The sequence below is a fragment of the Maribacter sp. 4U21 genome (assembly GCF_002742365.1).
Classification (GTDB): Bacteria; Bacteroidota; Bacteroidia; order Flavobacteriales; family Flavobacteriaceae; genus Maribacter.
The window spans coordinates 43,788-63,029 of sequence record NZ_MDGN01000018.1; the positions used below are offsets into that span (position 1 = coordinate 43,788).

General features: G+C 38.3%; 10 protein-coding genes. 8 read left to right on the plus strand and 2 right to left on the minus strand.

What is annotated here, in order from left to right; all coding sequences use genetic code 11:
* Positions 1–123: 123 nt before the first annotated feature.
* Entirely contained in the window at positions 124–4,545 is a 4,422-nt protein-coding gene (locus BFP77_RS17565; protein ID WP_257212844.1) for a translocation/assembly module TamB domain-containing protein, read from the minus strand.
* Between the two features lie 104 nt (positions 4,546–4,649).
* Here BFP77_RS17565 and tsaD point away from each other — a divergent pair, with 104 nt between their 5' ends.
* On the plus strand, positions 4,650–5,675 hold the full coding sequence (gene tsaD / locus BFP77_RS03310; RefSeq protein WP_099572750.1) for a tRNA (adenosine(37)-N6)-threonylcarbamoyltransferase complex transferase subunit TsaD: 1,026 nt from the start codon (positions 4,650–4,652) through the stop codon (positions 5,673–5,675).
* Between the two features lie 15 nt (positions 5,676–5,690).
* Positions 5,691–6,401, plus strand: a complete 711-nt coding sequence (locus BFP77_RS03315) for a 16S rRNA (uracil(1498)-N(3))-methyltransferase (protein WP_099572650.1) — start codon at positions 5,691–5,693, stop codon at positions 6,399–6,401.
* A gap of 10 nt (positions 6,402–6,411) precedes the next feature.
* On the opposite strand, the gene BFP77_RS03320 is transcribed toward BFP77_RS03315, so the two are convergent.
* Positions 6,412–7,176 carry a DUF1223 domain-containing protein gene (locus tag BFP77_RS03320; protein WP_099572651.1) on the minus strand — a complete coding sequence of 255 codons (765 nt, stop codon included), beginning with the start codon at positions 7,174–7,176 and terminating at the stop codon, positions 6,412–6,414.
* Between the two features lie 115 nt (positions 7,177–7,291).
* Here BFP77_RS03320 and BFP77_RS03325 point away from each other — a divergent pair, with 115 nt between their 5' ends.
* The 6 genes from BFP77_RS03325 to BFP77_RS03350 all read left to right on the plus strand — a co-directional run bounded on the left by BFP77_RS03325 (position 7,292) and on the right by BFP77_RS03350 (position 19,192).
* The gene (locus BFP77_RS03325) at positions 7,292–7,942 is read left to right on the plus strand and encodes a DUF4159 domain-containing protein (RefSeq protein ID WP_099572652.1); all 651 of its coding nucleotides are present in this window, start codon (positions 7,292–7,294) and stop codon (positions 7,940–7,942) included.
* 3 nt (positions 7,943–7,945) lie between these two features.
* A complete protein-coding gene (locus BFP77_RS03330) occupies positions 7,946–9,046 on the plus strand; it encodes an AI-2E family transporter (protein ID WP_099572653.1) in 1,101 nt (366 codons plus the stop codon).
* 7 nt (positions 9,047–9,053) lie between these two features.
* Entirely contained in the window at positions 9,054–10,241 is a 1,188-nt protein-coding gene (locus BFP77_RS03335) for a THUMP-like domain-containing protein (RefSeq protein WP_099572654.1), read from the plus strand.
* Between the two features lie 415 nt (positions 10,242–10,656).
* Positions 10,657–13,899 carry a SusC/RagA family TonB-linked outer membrane protein gene (locus tag BFP77_RS03340; RefSeq protein WP_099572655.1) on the plus strand — a complete coding sequence of 1,081 codons (3,243 nt, stop codon included), beginning with the start codon at positions 10,657–10,659 and terminating at the stop codon, positions 13,897–13,899.
* 4 nt (positions 13,900–13,903) lie between these two features.
* On the plus strand, positions 13,904–15,634 hold the full coding sequence (locus tag BFP77_RS03345) for a RagB/SusD family nutrient uptake outer membrane protein (RefSeq protein WP_099572656.1): 1,731 nt from the start codon (positions 13,904–13,906) through the stop codon (positions 15,632–15,634).
* A 219-nt stretch (positions 15,635–15,853) separates the two neighbouring features.
* Positions 15,854–19,192: a VCBS repeat-containing protein gene (locus BFP77_RS03350; protein WP_099572657.1), complete on the plus strand. Its 3,339-nt coding sequence runs from the start codon at positions 15,854–15,856 to the stop codon at positions 19,190–19,192.
* Positions 19,193–19,242 lie beyond the last annotated feature (50 nt).

The following is a 19,242-nucleotide window of genomic DNA, read 5'->3' on the forward strand; positions in this document are numbered from 1 at the left end:
AAATTTTACTGGCTTGCTTTTGGAACGAAAACGATAGAAAAGACTTTCATTACGTTATTTTAACGGTCAAACAACGATTCCTAACAATTTCCTAACCAAAAGCGACGTTTTATTACAATAAATTTATTGAATTGACTTAGGCTTTGCGTAAAAGTTAAGAAGACTATCCCTCCCCATGACGGTTGGAATTTGTAAGCTATCTTTTGGTATTTTCTTTTTTTCGACCTCGCTCCCTTGCTCCTTTTTTCGAAGTATTTTTCGAAACAGTTCCTTAAAACTATTGAAGTCTACCTCATAGGATAACCCTGCCCCTTGTGTAGAACCCTGTTGATCCGGTAAAAATGTTTGGATTTCGCTCTGACGGCTAAAAAATTTAGCGCTTAAAGTTCCTTCCTCGTTTAACAACACTTGTATTTCAAAATCCCCCGCGACAAGCGTTTCACTAGAAGCTCCTACCGGAACCCCTACTTTTCCATTAAACAGTACTCTGTCACTTATCTGGGTCGAAACCGTTACCCCAATACGATCATCTGTTTCTATAGCGGCGTTCCTATCCTGGAGACCCTGTTCATAGGAAAGGCCAAAATTCAATTTATCATCGCCCCCTCCTAGAATAGAATTAAGTATACCGGATGCACTTTGCACTAAATTCCCGGTAATGGCTTGCTGATTGATACCACTTTGATCATTAACAAAAGTTCCCTGAGCCAATAAGAATATGGCATTCTTTTCTTCCACTGTTGGGTCTTGCAATCTGTATTCCAATTCGGATTGTACAATGGAATTGGTGCCAGGGAAATCTATTCCAAAATCAATATCCGGATTTTCCAGTTCACCCGTTAATTTGATGACTACATTGGTCGGAATCCTTCTGGTAAACCCTTGGTCATCCAATAGAGGAGCGGGGTTGGCATTTAAAGCATAAACCGCCTCCATACTAAGATTGGCCTCCAATGGTTTTTGGTCCCAATTAATGGTACCCCCAGGTTTCACGGTAAACTTTTTATCAATAATACCTCCAAATTTATAGTTGAATTCTCCCGTTACTACAACAAAGTCTCCATACATCTCAAACTTACCATTGGTGTTGATCTGTATCAAAATAATACCTTCCCCAGTACCTTTCAATGAACTTCCCGTTTTGGTGTCCGTAACTATTTCTACCTCAGCTTCGGGCGTTACATCGAGATTAAATTCTAGCTCTAGTCCCTGATAATCTTTTAGTTGGCGTTGCTCAGCTATTGTTTTAAGATCGTTCTTCTCGATAAAATTGATGAAGGAATAGTCCCCAACACTAGCTACATCGCTCAAAGGTATTTTTAAAGAGGTACCCCTTGCGGTTTCTCCATCAACATCTATGTTCAATGCAGTCGTGGGGCCATAAATACGCCCGGTACCGTTAAGATAACCCGTGCCGTAATACAGGTCACCTTCCTCAAAATCTTTATTAAGGATAAGGAAACGATCATTGTTTGTATCTACGTTTAGATTAAGCACCCAATTATCAAAATAACTATGAGAAATGGTACCGTCCAAAGTAGCTTTTGTGCTATTGTACACATCTTGTAATGCTATATTTTCAAAGTTAAAGGTCTGATTTTCTAGTCGCACCCGTGATCTTGGACCAAAACCATAATCAACATTGAGATAAGGAATCGCGATACCCGCATCATCCAGGGTCAAAAGACCATTAAAATCAGGATTGTCCACCTCTCCCATAATATTGACCCTGCCGGACATATCTCCTCGAATATTATCTATAACACCTTCTCCCAAAGGGCTAAAAGGTTCTAAATCAAAATCATTGAAATTAGCGACCAAATTGGCCGTTGGCATTTTATTCGTATTATCCAACTTACCTACTGCGGCAAATTTTTCGACCCCGTTATCTGAAAGTTGAGAATTTACCTGAAACTCCGTTAAATCTCTATTACCCACAATACTAATAGCCAAATCTCCCAAGCTCATTCCGTTGATTCCAAAACCTTCAATATTAAGATTGGAAGAAGGTAAATAAATACCATCCTTTTGCAGCACGTTGAGATTTCCGTTGACCTCGCCCTGCAGTTTAAGGCTGTCTATGACCGGGGTTATTTTATTCAGGGAAACTATCTTAAACTGCAATTGCAAATCTTTGTAGGTAGAATCTGCCAATTGTCCTCTTAACCGTATCTGTTCTCGTTGCTCATTGTTCATTACGATTTCTTGTATGGTAATACTATCCAATGAGCGGTTTAAAATAACCTTGTTCTTGGAATCCCCGTCCTTATTAAGGACCCAAGTATTCCCCTTAAAGCTTACATCCGAGGTCTTTAGACCGATGACGGACTTGTTTTCTTTATTAAAAGTGTGATAAAAGTTTAGATTGTAACTATCATTGAACTCGCTTCCTCCTTTAAATTCTGATCTAAAGAATAAGGTATCTTTTAAGGTGGTATTGATGAGATTAAAATCCTTTAAATTATAATAAGGCGTATTTAGGTCACTTACGGTAACATAGGTGTTGAACAACGGATTCTTATTATCGATTTTAACTTCTATATTATCCGCACTGTTCCCGAATGCCTGTATACTCGGGGATTCAAAATTAAGTTTAAAATCTCCCTCATCCGCAACTATTTTACCTTTAATAAAAGTATTAGGGTCAAACTTTACTTCCGGAAAAAAAACATCGACTATTTTGTTATATATTTTAAAATTGAAGGTGAGGTTCTGACCGTCCGATATTTGAAAAGGTCTATAATTGGTATAGATACTACCCAAGGAATTCTGTACCAATTTCCCTAGCTCTTTTACTCTAAAATTGCCTTTCATAAACCCGGTTATGATATCGGGAGAATTAATTTTTATGATGCGGGTATTTGGGTTCTCAAAAGAGGAGGTCACCGAAAAATCATCAAAATAATATGTGTCGTTGGCATTCTGATAGTTAGTCTTACTGAAGTTGATATCACCCACGATATTGTCTAAAGTGGTTCCATTGATGTTCATGTCCACATTGCCTTTAAATATGGAAACACTGTCGTTGATAAAGTTCAATTTCTTAAAATCAGCATAGGCTACCGCCGCTTTGAAATTAAAGTTATTCCTAGTTTCACCAAAGTCCGCCAACCCTTTAAAATCGAACTTAATGTTCTCATCATTACTACTCAAAGACCCATCGAACAACTGTTCTTTTAGAATACCGGAGACTTTTAAATCCTTATAATTGTATCTGTTAAATTCAATGCTATATATCTGTCCTATAACCTCGGTGTTCAGTTTTTCTTTTACAAAACCTTTACCCTCCACATTAAAATCAAGACTGGTTTTTCCTAGACTTTTACTGTCCACGAAATCACCGAGGTCAAAATCTATCAAAGAAACAAAGCCTTTGTAGGCCGCATTATCTATGTTATTGAAGTCGGTTATCACCATATCGGCATAACTACTACCAACGGCGGTATTGAGATTTACTTTGGCATCGATGGATGAATCTGTTATCAATGCATTTCCTCTAATGGTAAACTGTCCCAATTTACTAAACGTAGAAGGCAAAGATTTACCTATTAAATTGGGTAACAATGCATTTAATTGATAGTAACTACTTGTTACGTTCTTCATCTTGGCATCTAATATGAAGCTTTTCTGTTTGTTGAAGAGGTTTTTGAAATTAAAATCCCCGCGAATACCCGTATTATCCGAAAACAAGAATAAATCGTCCGTATTAAGGTCATTAAGAACACCGTTGATATTTGTTGTTAATGTGGCTATTTTGCCTTTACCGAACTCGTTATAAATTAAATTGATTTCATCAAAAGCAACTACAGATTCTTGAAAAACTGCCTCTACGTTGACCTTATTTAGGAAATCCTTGAAATCTTCTCGGTTATAGTTAAATATTAAGTTGCCTTCCAGATTAGACAAGGGCGTTCTTATATGTAAAGAATCAAAACGCATTTGTTGCTTGGTATATTTAAAATCTGTCTTTAGCCGCTCTACCTGTAGTCCCCGTTTACTGTAAAAGGACATTTCGTCTATATCTGCAGAAACTTCTGGACCCAGTATTTGAAAGTCGTTTGCCTGTATGTTTAATTTCTTGAACAACAGTACCTCGGCATTCTCAAGATTATCGTCTATATATTGAAATTTACTACGCTTTATATCTACGGAAGAAGAAGAGAAGAAAAACGGCGGAGTTTCTGGATCCCTGGGTTTGCCATCGTCCAATTTATCTATAAATACTTCCAAATTGGTATTACGTTCGCCGTAGTAACTTTTAAGTTTAAAGTGAAGGTCATCAACATCGATATCTCCAAATTCCAATTTTCCTTTAACAAGGTTGCCAACACTGAGAATTGATGTTTTAAGTTCGCTAACGTAAAAAAGTGTGTCTTTTTGATAGTCTTCGATATAGACACCTCTTAAGGCGGTATCCCATGTAATTAGCGATACTCTTAACTTTTCAATATTAATATTGGTGCCAAATTCTTTGTTTATAGTAGTGGTAGCATAGTTTGCCAATCTGGTCTGCACCACTTCAAGGGAAAGTATTATGGTACCCAAAACACATATCAATATCAGCACTAACAAAGTCCTGATGAGTATTTTCCTTAGTTTTTTGATAGCGCTTTATGTTTTACCTTTATCATCCAATTTTTATTCCAAAAATGCTAGAAAGCAAAAATATTTATATCCTCGCCATAGAATCTTCTTGTGACGACACTTCGGCTGCAGTACTTCAGAACAATATTGTGCTAAGTAACGTGGTTGCCAATCAGAAAATACATGAGGAATATGGAGGTGTGGTTCCGGAGCTCGCGTCCCGTGCACACCAACAAAATATAGTTCCCGTAGTAAATCAAGCTTTGGCTAAGGCAAATATCGATAAAAAACAGTTATCAGCCATAGCATTTACAAGAGGCCCGGGTCTAATGGGTTCACTTTTGGTCGGGACCTCTTTTGCGAAATCCCTGGCATTAGGTCTGAATATCCCATTAATCGAGGTAAATCACATGCAAGCCCACATTTTGGCGCATTTTATTAAGGAAGAACACATGGCTGCACCCAGTTTTCCATTTTTGGCATTGACCATTAGTGGAGGGCATACCCAAATAGTCAAGGTAGAGGACTATTTTAAAATGGAAATTCTTGGTCAAACATTCGACGACGCCGTTGGAGAAGCCTTTGATAAAAGTGCGAAAATCTTAGGATTACCCTATCCAGGAGGACCCTTAATAGACAAGCACGCTTCTAAGGGAAATGCTTTGCGTTTCGAGTTTCCCCAACCAAAAGTGGATGGTGTGAATTTTAGTTTTAGCGGACTAAAAACAAGCATCCTGTATTTCATTCAAAAGAAAACAAAAGAGGACCCCAATTTTATCAAAGAAAATCTAACGGACATTTGTGCCTCCATACAGTATACCATAGTAAAAATATTGATGAGTAAACTTAAAAAAGCGGTGAAGCTAACGGGTATAAAGCAAGTTGCCATAGGTGGCGGGGTATCCGCTAATTCTGGAATTAGAAGGGCCTTACAAGAAGTAGAGGAGAATTTAGGGTGGGTAACCTATAGTCCTAAATTTGAATACTGCACGGACAACGCCGGTATGATAGGAATCGTAGGGTATTTAAAGTTTTTGAACAAGGATTTTTCGGCACAGCATATTACTGCGAAAGCCAGATATATTATCTAATTAAAAAAAGAAATTATGCAATTGTTTTTCAACGCCGAATTGACCAAAACCACCACAAGTTTTGAATTTGATGCCTTGGAGAGTAAGCACGTCATTAAAGTGCTTAGAAGAAAACGTGGTGACCAATTGCAGATCACCAATGGAAAGGGCAATATTTTTGAGGCAACTATAACCGATGACCACGTTAAAAAGTGCACCGTTACCATAACCAAGGTATCACATACCATTCCCAGAAAGTATTGGCTACATATGGCAGTTGCTCCAACAAAAACAAACGAGAGATTTGAATGGTTTTTAGAAAAGGCTACTGAAATTGGCGTAAATGAAATAACACCCATAATCTGCGAAAGGTCCGAAAGAAAAACAGTGAAAACAGAACGCTTAAAGAAGGTGGTGCAAGCTGCTATGAAACAGTCTTTTCAATCCTATTTGCCAAAAGTAAACGAACCCATTTCCCTTAAAGCATTTTTAGAACGTCCAAAAGAAGGCTTACTGTTTATTGCACATTGCGAAGATGATGTAGAAAAGTATGAACTTAAAAGAAGGGTGGCGCCAGACAAACCGGTAACCATCTTAATTGGGCCTGAAGGCGATTTTAGCTCTCAAGAAATCAAACAAGCCACTACGAATGGATTTCTACCCGTTTCCATGGGTAGAAATAGGTTGCGAACAGAAACGGCCGGCATCGTAGCATGCGCTACCATAGCCATGATTAACAATGGCTAATTGCCAAGGGCTAACTTAGCTCCTCCCGTAATATCAAGATTATGGTCCTGTACCAGTAGAAAGACAGAACTTTATCTTTACTTGTAACCATATCTGGAATCAAGACAGCACCTTCTCCATTTTCAACTGTTAAGGGAATTGTCTTCTCGCCTACTACTATGTTCGCGTTTTTTAGACTTCTATTTCTATTCTCACCCCTTTTTACCTGAGTAATACGTTCATTCAAAACCGTAACAAGTCGTAATTCCTTATCCTTCAAATTACCCTCAACTTCGTAACTAAAAACAAATTTATCATCTACCCTTTTCCCTTGAAAACTGATCGGATTTATTTGCTCTAGGTTCTTATACGAATCTATTTTATTAATGATTTTCGTTTTATGAGACCCTACGAGATGTTCCTTACCGTTAATGACCAATTGCAGTGTATAATTACTTCTACTTCTAAACTTGGTATTATAATTGCGCTGTTTTTGCGTATAATCACTTGAGCTAAAAGGGTCTTCCCAGCCGATGTAGTTCCAATAATCTACGTGATAGGAGAGCGCCAGCACATTGTCCGGATATAGATTTTGAACAACGTGCAGAAATGCATCAGCTGACGGACAACTAGAGCATCCCTGAGAAGTGAAAAGTTCTAAGACCACAAGACCGTTGGCCGCTTCAGACCTTTTCCATTCCTTCGTAAGAGTAGCCGCTTTTTCTGTATTGTAATCTTTAAAAGCCATTAGCACAAGTACTAAACTAAATATGACCGGAAGTATTAATTTTCTCATAACTGAATATTTAAAACTTGAACTATTTTAAAGCACTGGTCCAATTATCAACCGTACTTTTGATTTGTTTCAAAGTGATTATATGTAAATTTGATAAAGGATTATTCGAACGGACATGAAACACCTTACAGCCATTTGCATTTTTTGGCTTTCATTTATGAATTCGACAACAAATGCTCAGGATATTGCAATTTTAAAATATCCCGGTGGTGGGGACTGGTACGCCAACCCTACTGCTTTACCAAATCTTATTAAGTTTTGTAATGCCAATATCGGAACACAGATAAATGAAAAACCCGGAACTGTAGAAGCAAACAATAGTCTCATTTTTCAATACCCACTGTTACACATGACAGGACATGGCAACGTGGTATTTAGCGATGTTGAAATTCAAAACCTTAGACAGTATCTTTTAGGAGGCGGCTTTCTTCACATAGATGACAACTACGGAATGAAGCCTTACGTAATAAGGGAAATCGCTAGATTATTTCCGAGCAAGTCTTTGGAGGAATTGGGAGCCGAACATCCCCTATTTTCTCAAGAATTCAAATTCAATCAAGGGCTTCCCAAAATTCATGAGCACGACGGTAGCAGGCCACAAGCGTTAGGTATTTTTCATAACGATAGATTGGTGCTCTTACTTACGGTTGAGTCAGACCTGGGTGATGGCTGGGAAGATCCAGCTGTACATAACGATTCCGAAGAAGTTAGAGCTAATGCGCTGAAGATGGGAGCCAATATAATTTCCTATGTTTTTAAAAGTTAAACTATGACATCGAAAATTATTGCCAATGGCATATTAAAAGCAGTCGGGATTATTACTGGGGTTTTACTTCTTTTATACTTCCTCTATATCATTCGCTCCGTAATAGCATATTTGGCAATAGCAGCAGTGATCGCTTTGATAGGAAGACCTATTGTTATATTCTTGAGAAGAAAACTAAAATTCCCGAACATTTTAGCCGTTGTCCTGGCCATGCTTATTATGGTAGGGGTTTTAGCAAGTATTGTGGCCTTGTTCATACCTCTGATTTCCGAACAAGGCAAAAATTTATCCCTTCTAAATATAGATGAACTTCAGGATAGCATCAATAAATTGTATGACCAAATAACCCAGTATTTAGGGCTATCTTCTGAGGTGGTGGAAGATGTTATTGAAGATGCGAAAATTGAGAAAAATATCCTGGAGGGACTAGACCTAGGGTTTATACCAGATTTTTTGAACTCGTTTTTAGATGTTTTAGGAACAGCAAGTATTGGTCTATTTTCAGTTTTATTTATTTCTTTCTTTTTTCTTAAGGACAGTAAACTTTTTCAGAATGGACTTTTAACTTTTGTTCCAAAAACAAAAGAAGGAGGTACTATCAATTCAATAGATAAAATAAACAATTTACTTTCCAGATATTTTCTGGGTCTTCTCCTTCAGATATTTATTTTGTTCGTTATCTACACCATAGTCCTTTTGATTGTAGGTATTGAAAATGCAATAGTAATCGCTTTCCTATGTGCCTTATTTAATATCATTCCTTATATAGGGCCAATTATTGGAGGGGTTATTATGATTATGTTGACCATGACCAGTAATCTTGGTTCGGATTTCAGTACTATAATCCTTCCGAAAACAGGCTATGTACTCATAGGGCTGGTCATTGGTCAGTTAGTGGATAACTTTTTCTCTCAGCCTTTAATTTTCTCCAATAGTGTTAAATCACATCCGTTAGAAATATTCTTGGTGATTATCATTGCCGGACTTCTCTTTGGTGTGGTAGGGATGATAGTTGCCGTTCCAGGTTATACGGCTATTAAGGTTATTTTAAAGGAGTTTTTATCGGATAATAAAATAGTCAAATCCCTTACCCGGAATTTATAGCGTTAGAGTGAATTTAAACTTACTTAAACCGGAAGTACAAGACTATATAGAGGATCATCTTTATGACGATGTTACCAAAATAGTGCTCAAAAAGTCGCCCTTCCCAGGCTGTACATCACCAGAAATAGCGGTGCAAATTGAAGCAAAATCTAGAATCGCCAAGAAGCTGCCTTCTTGGTTTCACGAGAAAGGAATCTACTACGCCAACAAATTGAACCTATCACAGACTTCTTCTGAAGCTACGGCAACGTACAAGGCGAATATTGTAAAGGGTGAAACCCTGTTAGATTTAACCGCAGGTTTCGGGGTAGATAGTTATGCATTTAGCAAAAAAATAAATCAGGTTTGGCATTTAGAGAAGAATACGGAGCTTTCTCAAATTGCTACATATAATTTCAAAGTATTAAATGCAAACAATATTAAGTCGATACCGGAAGATGGTCTAAATTTTTTAAAAAAGACTAATCTCGTTTTCGACCACATTTATCTAGATCCTTCAAGAAGAAATGATTCCAAGGAAAAAGTTTTTTTCCTCTCCGATTGCGAACCGGACGTCACCGAACACTTAGAATTTCTTTTCACCAAATCCAATAACATACTCATAAAGACCGGACCATTATTGGATATTAAGGCGGGGCTAAATCAACTCAGGTATGTAAAAGCGATCCACGTAGTAGCATTGCATAATGAGGTTAAAGAAGTCATTTGGGAATTAGAAAAGGGCTTTACTGGCCAACCTCTTATCAAAGCCGTCAACTTAAGAAAAAATAAGAGCGATACCTTCATATTTAAGGAGCAGGAAGAGAAAGATGCGTTAGCTTATTTTTCTTCACCCTTAAACTATTTGTACGAACCTAATGCAGCCATACTGAAATCAGGCGCTTACAAATTAATCGGTGATCGTTTTAACATCAATAAGATTAGCCACAATGCTCATTTATATACCTCCAAAAGTTTAAAAGAGTTTCCAGGAAGAAGCTTTAAGATACTTAAAGTCTTGTCCTATAATAAAACTGAACTAAAGAGATTTCGTTCTACAAAAGCCAATATTACAGCTAGAAATTTCCCTGAATCCGTTTCGGAAATAAGAAGAAGATTAAAAATAAAGGATGGTGGAGAGAACTACCTCTTATTTACCAAAGATTTAAATGAAAGGCTTATTGTAATATGCTGCATCAAGACGGCTTCTTTCTAAAGCGGATGAAGCGGTAAAAAATTAACATAAAATTTCAAAAAAAATCAAAGCGCTCTATAACGTTATAGTAGGGTATACTCAAACGTTATAGAGACACCTAAAAGGGCCTTAAATGAATAACACTTTATCCGGTAATTGTTAAAAAAAGTAAATTGTCAAAATGACAATATTCTCCTTCCGAAATAACAAAAACTTATATTTTACAGGCACTACAGTGGTAATCCAATAAAATTTTAAGATATTATCCATATACCTCCATCATAAAAAATCAGTTGAAGTTGTCACTATTTTCACTTAATTGTATTATCATTATACTAAATTTTGTTTTTTTTAACACATCTGAGTGGTCAACAGATGAAGAAAAAATGACAAAATTTTAAAATTTTATTTTTAAACTAACAAACAACAAAAGATTATGAATCAAGAACATGATTACAAATCGGTAAAATCCCGAAGAAGAGGATTTCCTCTTAAAATGGGTCTTTTATCGATGCTCATTTGTCTAGGTGCTCAATTAGCGCAGGCAAATGAAGGAACTATTTTTCTTAACGAAACGCTTGACGTCAAAATGCAGTCCACGGTCACAGGAACAGTTACTGATGAAACGGGATCTCCATTGCCTGGTGCTAGTGTAGTAGTAAAAGGTACCACTAACGGTACACAAACTGACTTTGATGGTAATTTCACCTTGGACGTAAATGGTGACGCCACATTGATATTCAGTTATATTGGTTTTAAAAGTCAAGAAATTGCAGTTAGTGGTAATAGCGTCGTGAACGCGACTCTTTCAGAAGATGCAGCTGCATTAGACGAGGTTATTGTAACGGGTTATTCTACTCAAACTAGAGGTGACTTAACAGGTTCCGTAGCGTCTGTAGATATTTCAGAAGCTACAAAGCAACCACTTGTTAACGTAGCGGAGGCCCTAGAAGGTAGGGTAACTGGGGTAACCATTACCAATGCAGGAACGCCGGGTGGAAATCCAGTAGTACGTATAAGAGGTTTTGGTACGCCTAACAACAATAACCCGCTTTATATCATTGATGGGTTACAGACCACTGACCCTGGTATTTTGAATAACATAAACCCTGCGGATATCGCACAGATGAACGTTTTAAAAGATGGTGCAGCATCTATCTATGGTGCAAGAGCTTCTAACGGTGTAATCATTGTTACTACAAAAAACGGGGCTTACAATCAGAATAAACTATCTGTAAACGTTGAATTTTCTTCTGGATTTGCTACGGTAGCAAACCTTCCTGACCAAGTAAATGCACAACAACTGGGAGATGTTATCTTTGAGAGTAAAGTTAATGACGCCATCAGAACTGGAGGCGATGTAAACGCTGTTACACATCCGCAATACTTTCCTAACGGAGGTGCTCCTACAGTACCATCGCAATTATTAGGGGTTAGTCTTCAAGGTACTGGTGAAGCAGTGACGGCTGTTGTAAGACCAGGCGGTACAAGATGGTTAGAAGAAATTTTTAGGGTTGCGCCAGCGCAAAATTTTAGTGCTACCATTTCAAACGGTAACGAAAGCGGTAAATACTCTTTCAGTGCTGGTTACATCAATAGAGACGGTATTCAATTAAATACGGGCTTTAAAAGGGCACAACTTCGTTTTAACTCCGAGTACAAAATCGGTGACCGCCTTACCATAGGTGAGCATGCCAATTTATCCTTTAGTAACCAAAGAGTAGGTAATGTTACCGAATTGGCCCTTCGCATAAGTCCACTTGTTCCGATCAGAGATAGTGAAGGAAGATTTGCAGGAACTTACAATAATGCAAGGGGTCTTTCCAATGCGGAAAATCCGGTGGCAATATTGAATAGGGATGCGGACGATTTCAACAAGCAGACCCGTATTTTAGGAGATGTTTACGCTAATCTAGAATTGGCAGACGGTCTAAATCTAAAAACGGTCATAGGTGGAGATATCAGCCTTAACAATCTTCGCGATTTTAGAGCTACTGACCCAGAATCTGCGGAACCAAGAGCTACGAATAGTTTAAGAGAGCGTAACGCCCAATTCTATAATTGGACATGGACCAATACCTTGAATTATGTTAAAACTTTTGGCAAACACAATGTTAACGCATTATTAGGTTATGAGGCCAACAGTGTTACCGGTAAATCCTTAGAGGTATCCGCAACGGGCTTCTTGTTTGAGACACCGGATTTTTATCAATTAAGTAACGCGTCTGGTGCGCCAATTGTTAATCCTGGTGAAACTTTCGATTTTGAAAACACCTTATCTTCGATATTTGGTTCTGCCAATTACTCTTATGATAATAAATACCTAGTTACCGCTACGGTTCGTAGAGATCGATCTTCACGTTTCTTAGGAGATAACCAAAGTGGTATTTTCCCTGCCTTCAGTGCCGGTTGGATCATGAGTAACGAAGGCTTCTTCCCAGAGGATGGAATTATGAATAGATTAAAGCTTAAATTTTCTTGGGGTGCATTAGGTAATCAAGAATTACCTGTAAGCAATCCTACACAGAATATTTCTTCGCTGAACAATCAGCAGGCAAACTTTGCTTTTAATGGAACCGGGACAGCGGCAACTGGCGCTATTCTTTCTCAGGTAGGTAATCCTGATTTGACCTGGGAAACGAGTGAAACCTTAAATATTGGTGCAGAAATGGGCTTTTTTGATAATGCCTTGACCATGTCAGTTGAATATTTTAAACTGACCACTAATGACCTCATTGCACAAGATTTTACGGTTATTGGAGATACGGCTATTGATGCCAACCCTCCTTTTGTAAATTTAGGTTCGGTAGAAAATACTGGTGTAGATTTCAGCATTGCTTACCAAAATCAGGCAAATGATGATTTCAGCTACGGTGCTGCATTGAATATATCTACTTATAAAAATGAAGTTACGGAACTGGCAAGTGAATTTCAGTTAGGAAATGGTTTTAGAACGGGTGTTTTTAATAGAACACAAGTAGGTCAGCCATTGGCATCTTTCTTTGGTAGGGTCGTAGATGGTATTTACCGTTCAGAAGCGGAAGTAGCTGCAGGGCCAGACCAGGGCTTTCCAAATGATTTGGCCGGTGTGGGTCGTTTAAGGTACCGTGATTTAAATGGGGACAACGTTATCAACGATGACGACAGGGATTTTATCGGAAATCCGCACCCAGATTTCACTTTAGGTCTTAACTTAAATGCGAATTATAAAAATTGGGACTTTAGCGCATTTTTCTCTGGTCAAGTAGGAAATGATATCTACAACTTTGACAGAATCTATACCGATTTTGGAACCTTCCCTGACGGTAGCAGAAGTACGAGAGTGTTAGATTCTTTTAATCCAACGACTAACCCCAATGGTAACGCACCAGCCTTAAGCTTTGCTGTTTTGAACAGTGAGACGAATCCGAACTCCTTCTTTGTAGAAGATGGTTCTTTTGTACGTTTAAAAAACCTCTCTATTGGTTACAGCTTTCCAAATACTTTAACCGATAAGTGGGGAGTAGACAACGTTAGGTTATATGTAAACGCCACAAACCTATTTACGATTACGGGCTATAATGGGCTAGACCCAGAGATACGTCCAGGTAACGTTAATAATGGTTTAACTATTGGTGTTGATAATAATACCTTTCCTTTGTCTAAAATATTCTTATTTGGAGTTAATTTAAAATTGTAAAAAAATGAAAAAGAAATTTATTTATGTCCTTGCCGCTTTTGTAGGATTATATTCCTGCGGTGATGACTTTTCAGAGACCCCAGCAGTGGGTGCACTAAGTGATGATGCCTTGGCAAACACCACCGGTGTAGATTTATTGCTTACGGGAGCGTATTCCGTATTAGATGGGCAAAGAAATAATAGCCCTGGAAATCAATTTGGCGTTAGTGGCGATAATTGGTGGACGGATGTCATGTCTGACGATGCACACAAAGGAAGTAACGATGCAGATCAAGAAGAGCTGTTTCAAATGGAGACCAACGACATCAGAACTGGAAATGGGTACTTTAGATCTAAATTTGCCGCCTTGTATGCAGGGGTGAATAGAGCAAATGCTGCGCTTAATGTAATACAGAACATCGACACGAGCACCTTGCTGGAAGCGGATGTGACCAAACTAGCACAGCAAGAGGGTGAAGCTCGATTTTTAAGAGGTCACTATTATTTTGAATTGACCAAAATATATGGAAACGTTTCCATTATTTCAGTAGAAAATTTTCAAGAGTTGGCGTTTAATCAGCCTAATACTGGTCCGGCATGGGATCAAATCGAGTCAGATTTTCAATTCGCAGTTGATAATTTACCTGCTACAAGGGCAGATCAGCCGGATGCAGGAAGACCAACAGCCGTAGTTGCTAAAGCTTTCTTGGGAAAGGCTTTGTTATACCAACAGGATTTTGGTCCTGCACTGACACTTCTTAACGAGGTAATCAATAGTGGTGAGTTTGCTTTAGCTCCCGAATTCTTGGATAATTTTACTTCTGCCGGCGAAAACGGTCCAGAATCTGTATTCGCTATTCAGTTCGCAGCTGATGATGGTTTTTCTTTCAATGGAAATATTGGAAGTACACTGAACTTTCCAGGTGGTGGTCCTTTCGGTTCTTGTTGTGGTTTTTATCAGCCGACTATTGATTTGGCCAACGCCTTTCAAGTTGATGCTGATGGTTTACCATTCTTGGGCACAACGGACATACCTGTTTTCAAAAATGACTATAACATTCAGTCAGACGAAGCTTTTGACCCGGACACTACCACTCCTGTAGACCCGAGATTGGACTATACGGTAGGAAGACGGGGGATAGACTATAATGGTTTTGGAGTACATGTCGGAAAAGAGTGGATACGCGCAGCTCCTATTGCTGACATCTCCGGTCCTTATCTTCCTAAAAAGAGCGTGTATCAAGAAAGCGAAGTAGGTGTAAGCCGCGGTCAAGGAGACTGGGGACAAGAACGTTCTGGAATCAACTATAACATCATGCGCTATGCCGATGTACTTCTAATGGCAGCAGAAGCTGCGGTTGAGACCGGTGATTTAGCTACGGCTTTAAATTATGTCAACCAAGTTAGAAATAGAGCCGCTAATACCTCCGTGGTACAAGCTGTGGACGGAAGTGGTCCTGCCGCAAACTATGTGGTAGGTCTTTATCCTTCTTTTCCAGATGCGGAGTTTGCAAGACAGGCAGTGCGATACGAGCGCAGAATAGAATTGGGTATGGAAGGTCATAGACTTTTTGATTTAAGAAGGTGGGGCGTTACCACTACCGTATTGCCGCAGTATTACACCAATGAAACCAGAGTTATCGAAAACTTTGGTCCAAAGGTATTACCGTACCAAGCCACATTTGATTTAATTCCAATTCCGGTAGATGCTATTGATTTAAGTCAAGGCGTACTTACCCAGAACCCGGGGTATTAAATTGAAGTAGTTCATTAAATTTCAAAATTACTTGGACAGAGCGTTATCATAACGCTCTGTCCTTTTTTATAGCATTCCTACTTAAGTACATTATCACAGCTATTATACCTGCCATATATTTTTCTTTTAACTGCGTTTAACATACATTTATACGTCAATTATCCGCTAAGGATACCGAACTTCAATCACGATTTTATCTTAAATATGATACATATCGCTATGCGAAAAATACATCTAGGTTTTCTATTCTTGTTCATACTGGTAATTCTTTCCTGCAACCAAGAGGAAAAGAAATTATTTACAAGGATTTCCTCAAATGACACCAATATTCAATTTAACAACAACATCATAGAAACGGACAGTTTCAATATCCTCAATAGCGAGTATATTTTTAATGGGGGCGGTGTAGGAATTGGCGATTTCAATAATGACGGTAAGCCAGATATATTTTTTAGTGGCAACCAGGTAGCGAATCAACTTTATTTAAACGAAGGAGACTTCTCCTTTAAAAATATATCGAAAAAAGCAAATATCCAGGCAGAAGATAGCTGGAATACAGGTATCGCCGTTACAGATATTAATTTGGACGGCTTTTTGGATATATATGTGTGCTCTGCCATGCTTCCTTCCGACGAAGAGCGCAAAAACCTACTTTTCGTCAATCAAGGTTTGGATAAGGATGGCGTACCCATTTTCAAGGAAATGGCCGAGACATATGGAATTGCTGGTAGCGCAAATAGTATGGGAGCAACTTTTTTCGATTATGATAAAGACGGGCTTTTAGACCTCTACGTCCTTAATAACGTTGATATACATTTGCTTCCGGCCAACTACCGTAAAAAAATAACCGACGGAACCGCAGATAGCAATGATCGGCTGTATAGAAATAATGGGGATGACACTTTTACGGATGTAAGTAAAGAGGCTGGTATTCTGATAGAGGGTTATGGACTTGGCTTAGCAATAGCCGATATAAACTATGATGGCTGGCCAGACATTTATGTAAGTAACGATTACTTGAGTAATGACCTACTCTACATCAACAATAAAAACGGAACGTTCTCCAATAAAATCAGTACTGAAATAAAGCACCAAAGCAAGTTCTCTATGGGGAACGACATCTCCGATTTCAATAACGACGGTTATGTAGATATTATCACCTTGGATATGCTAGGAGAAACAAACCAAAGAACAAAAACTACGATTCCCAATACCAAATACGCCAACTATATATTTAATGACAAATTTGGCTACGAATACCAATACACTCGTAATATGTTACAGAAGGGAAATGGTCCTGATGTTCCTTTCAGTGAAATAGGCCTCATGGCCGGGATTGCAAGAACAGATTGGAGCTGGTCTCCCCTGTTTGCTGATATGGACAATGATGGCTACAGAGATCTTTTGATAACCAACGGATTTCCTCGAGATATTACGGATTTAGATTTTGGGGATTTTAAATTTAATGTAAGTCGATACTTAAATGAAAGTCAAATCCTAGATTCCATACCACAGATTAAAATACCTAACTATGCTTACCAGAACACTGGCAAGCCTAAATTTAAAGATGTTAGTAAAGATTGGGGACTAGACATCCCATCATTTTCTAACGGAGCGGCCGTAGTAGATCTGGATAATGATGGTGATTTGGACTACATTGTCAATAATATAAATGATAAGGCATTTGTTTTCAGGAACAACAGCAATGAAGTCAAGGAGAATAAAAATAACTTTTTAAGAATCTCTTTATCTGGTCCAGAAAAAAATCCTTCGGGAATTGGAACGAAAATAGTGGTTCGTTTAAATGACGGCACATTCATGTATCACGAGCATTATTTAAGTAGAGGTTATATGTCCACCATTGAAGAGGGTATTCATTTAGGACTTGGCAACAAAAAGGAACCGACCGCTATAGAAGTAGTATGGCCCGATGGAAAATATCAAAAATTAAATGACCTAGAAAAGAATTCATTTATTAAAATAGATTACGCCTCATCTGGTTCTATTTCGCCAGAACTATTGAAATTTCCGTTGGTTCCTAAAAAAGTACAGCCCTACTTTACTGAGGTTTCGAATATGGTCGGAGTTGACTTTTTACACCAAGAAGAAGATATCGTAGATTACAGCGTTCAACGCATACTGCCACATAAACTTACCCAAAACGGTCCAACGATTGTCAACGGAGACTTGAACAACGATGGCTTGGAAGATTTCATTGTGGGTAGTTCAGCTGGGTATTCGCCAAGCATATTCTTTCAAAATAAAAATGGGGGATTTAATGAGAAACCCCTATTTAGAGAGGAAAACCTTTTAACGTATGAGCAGGAAGGAATGGCGCTGTTTGATCTAGAAAACGATGGTGACCTCGATTTATATTTAGTTTCGGGAAGCAACGAATTTATGGTCAAGGATGATGAATTTTATACGGATATCCTGCTGATAAACGATGGTAAAGGAAGTTTTAAAGTGGCACCTAATTTGCACCCTAGAATAAAAGGGAGTGGTTCGGTTGTTAAAGCCATGGATTTCGATAAAGATGGTTACACGGATCTTTTCGTTGGAGGTCGTACACCCTTTGCGAAATACCCCTTGCCAGAAAAAAGCTATCTACTTAAAAACAATAATGGAAAACTGACAGACGTAACCGAAACAGTGGCTCCTGAGTTTAAGGAACTAGGTATGATTACCGATGCAGTTTGGAAAGATATTACCGCAGATGGCTTAGAGGATTTAATCGTAATAGGTGAATTTATGCCCATTACCATATTCCAAAACGAGAAAACCGGCCTTAAAAAGCTAGAGAATACTGGCTTAGAAGAATTATTGGGTTGGTGGGAAGTTATTGAGGGCGCAGATTTTGATAACGACGGCGATATAGATTTTGTTGTTGGTAACATGGGATCCAATAATCAATACCAACCGTCAAAAGAACGACCTGTTCATCTCATTGCTAAAGATTTTGATAACAATGGCAACATAGACCCTATACTATTTGCTCATAATCGCAGGGACTTCAATGACAATACCTTTGAATCTTTTCCTGTACATTTTTGGGGCGACCTTTACGGACAAAGCACACTTTTCCGATCAAGATTCAATTCTTACAAAAATTATTCAAAAGCCAATCTACAAACTTTATTTTCGAAGAAAGAACTAGATGGAGCACTCACACTAACGGGCAATTATGATAAGAGTATCTATATAGAAAATTTAGGCGAGGGTAATTTCTCCTACAAAAGCCTACCTTGGCAAGCACAAATAGGTCCAGTGAACGACATAGCAATTTCAGATTATGATTCAGATGGATATTTGGATATGTTGTTGGTTGGAAACGACTATGGCAATGAAACCTTTGTAGGGCGATACGATGCCCATAACGGACTATTTTTAAGGGGTAATAATAAAGGAGGTTTTGAGGCAATAGAAAGCAAGGAGAGTGGTTTTCTAGTTCCTGGAGACGCCAAGAACATAGTTTTAGTCAAGAGTGCAAATAGAGGCAAACCGTATATCATAGCCACTCAGAACAGAAATAAGCTCCTCGTTTTTCAGAAAAAATAGGCTTCACGATTATATTGAAAGTAAATATCAGTTTTAAAAATTACCAATTC

Bases quoted from the DNA above. Each gene is read 5' to 3' on its own strand.
- BFP77_RS03350 (WP_099572657.1), top strand. From the start codon at position 15,854: ATGCGAAAAATACATCTAGGTTTTCTATTCTTGTTCATACTGGTAATT.
- BFP77_RS03325 (WP_099572652.1), top strand. From the start codon at position 7,292: ATGAAACACCTTACAGCCATTTGCATTTTTTGGCTTTCATTTATGAAT.
- BFP77_RS03320 (WP_099572651.1), bottom strand. From the start codon at position 7,176: ATGAGAAAATTAATACTTCCGGTCATATTTAGTTTAGTACTTGTGCTA.
- BFP77_RS03315 (WP_099572650.1), top strand. From the start codon at position 5,691: ATGCAATTGTTTTTCAACGCCGAATTGACCAAAACCACCACAAGTTTT.
- BFP77_RS03345 (WP_099572656.1), top strand. From the start codon at position 13,904: ATGAAAAAGAAATTTATTTATGTCCTTGCCGCTTTTGTAGGATTATAT.
- tsaD (WP_099572750.1), top strand. From the start codon at position 4,650: ATGCTAGAAAGCAAAAATATTTATATCCTCGCCATAGAATCTTCTTGT.
- BFP77_RS03330 (WP_099572653.1), top strand. From the start codon at position 7,946: ATGACATCGAAAATTATTGCCAATGGCATATTAAAAGCAGTCGGGATT.
- BFP77_RS03340 (WP_099572655.1), top strand. From the start codon at position 10,657: ATGAATCAAGAACATGATTACAAATCGGTAAAATCCCGAAGAAGAGGA.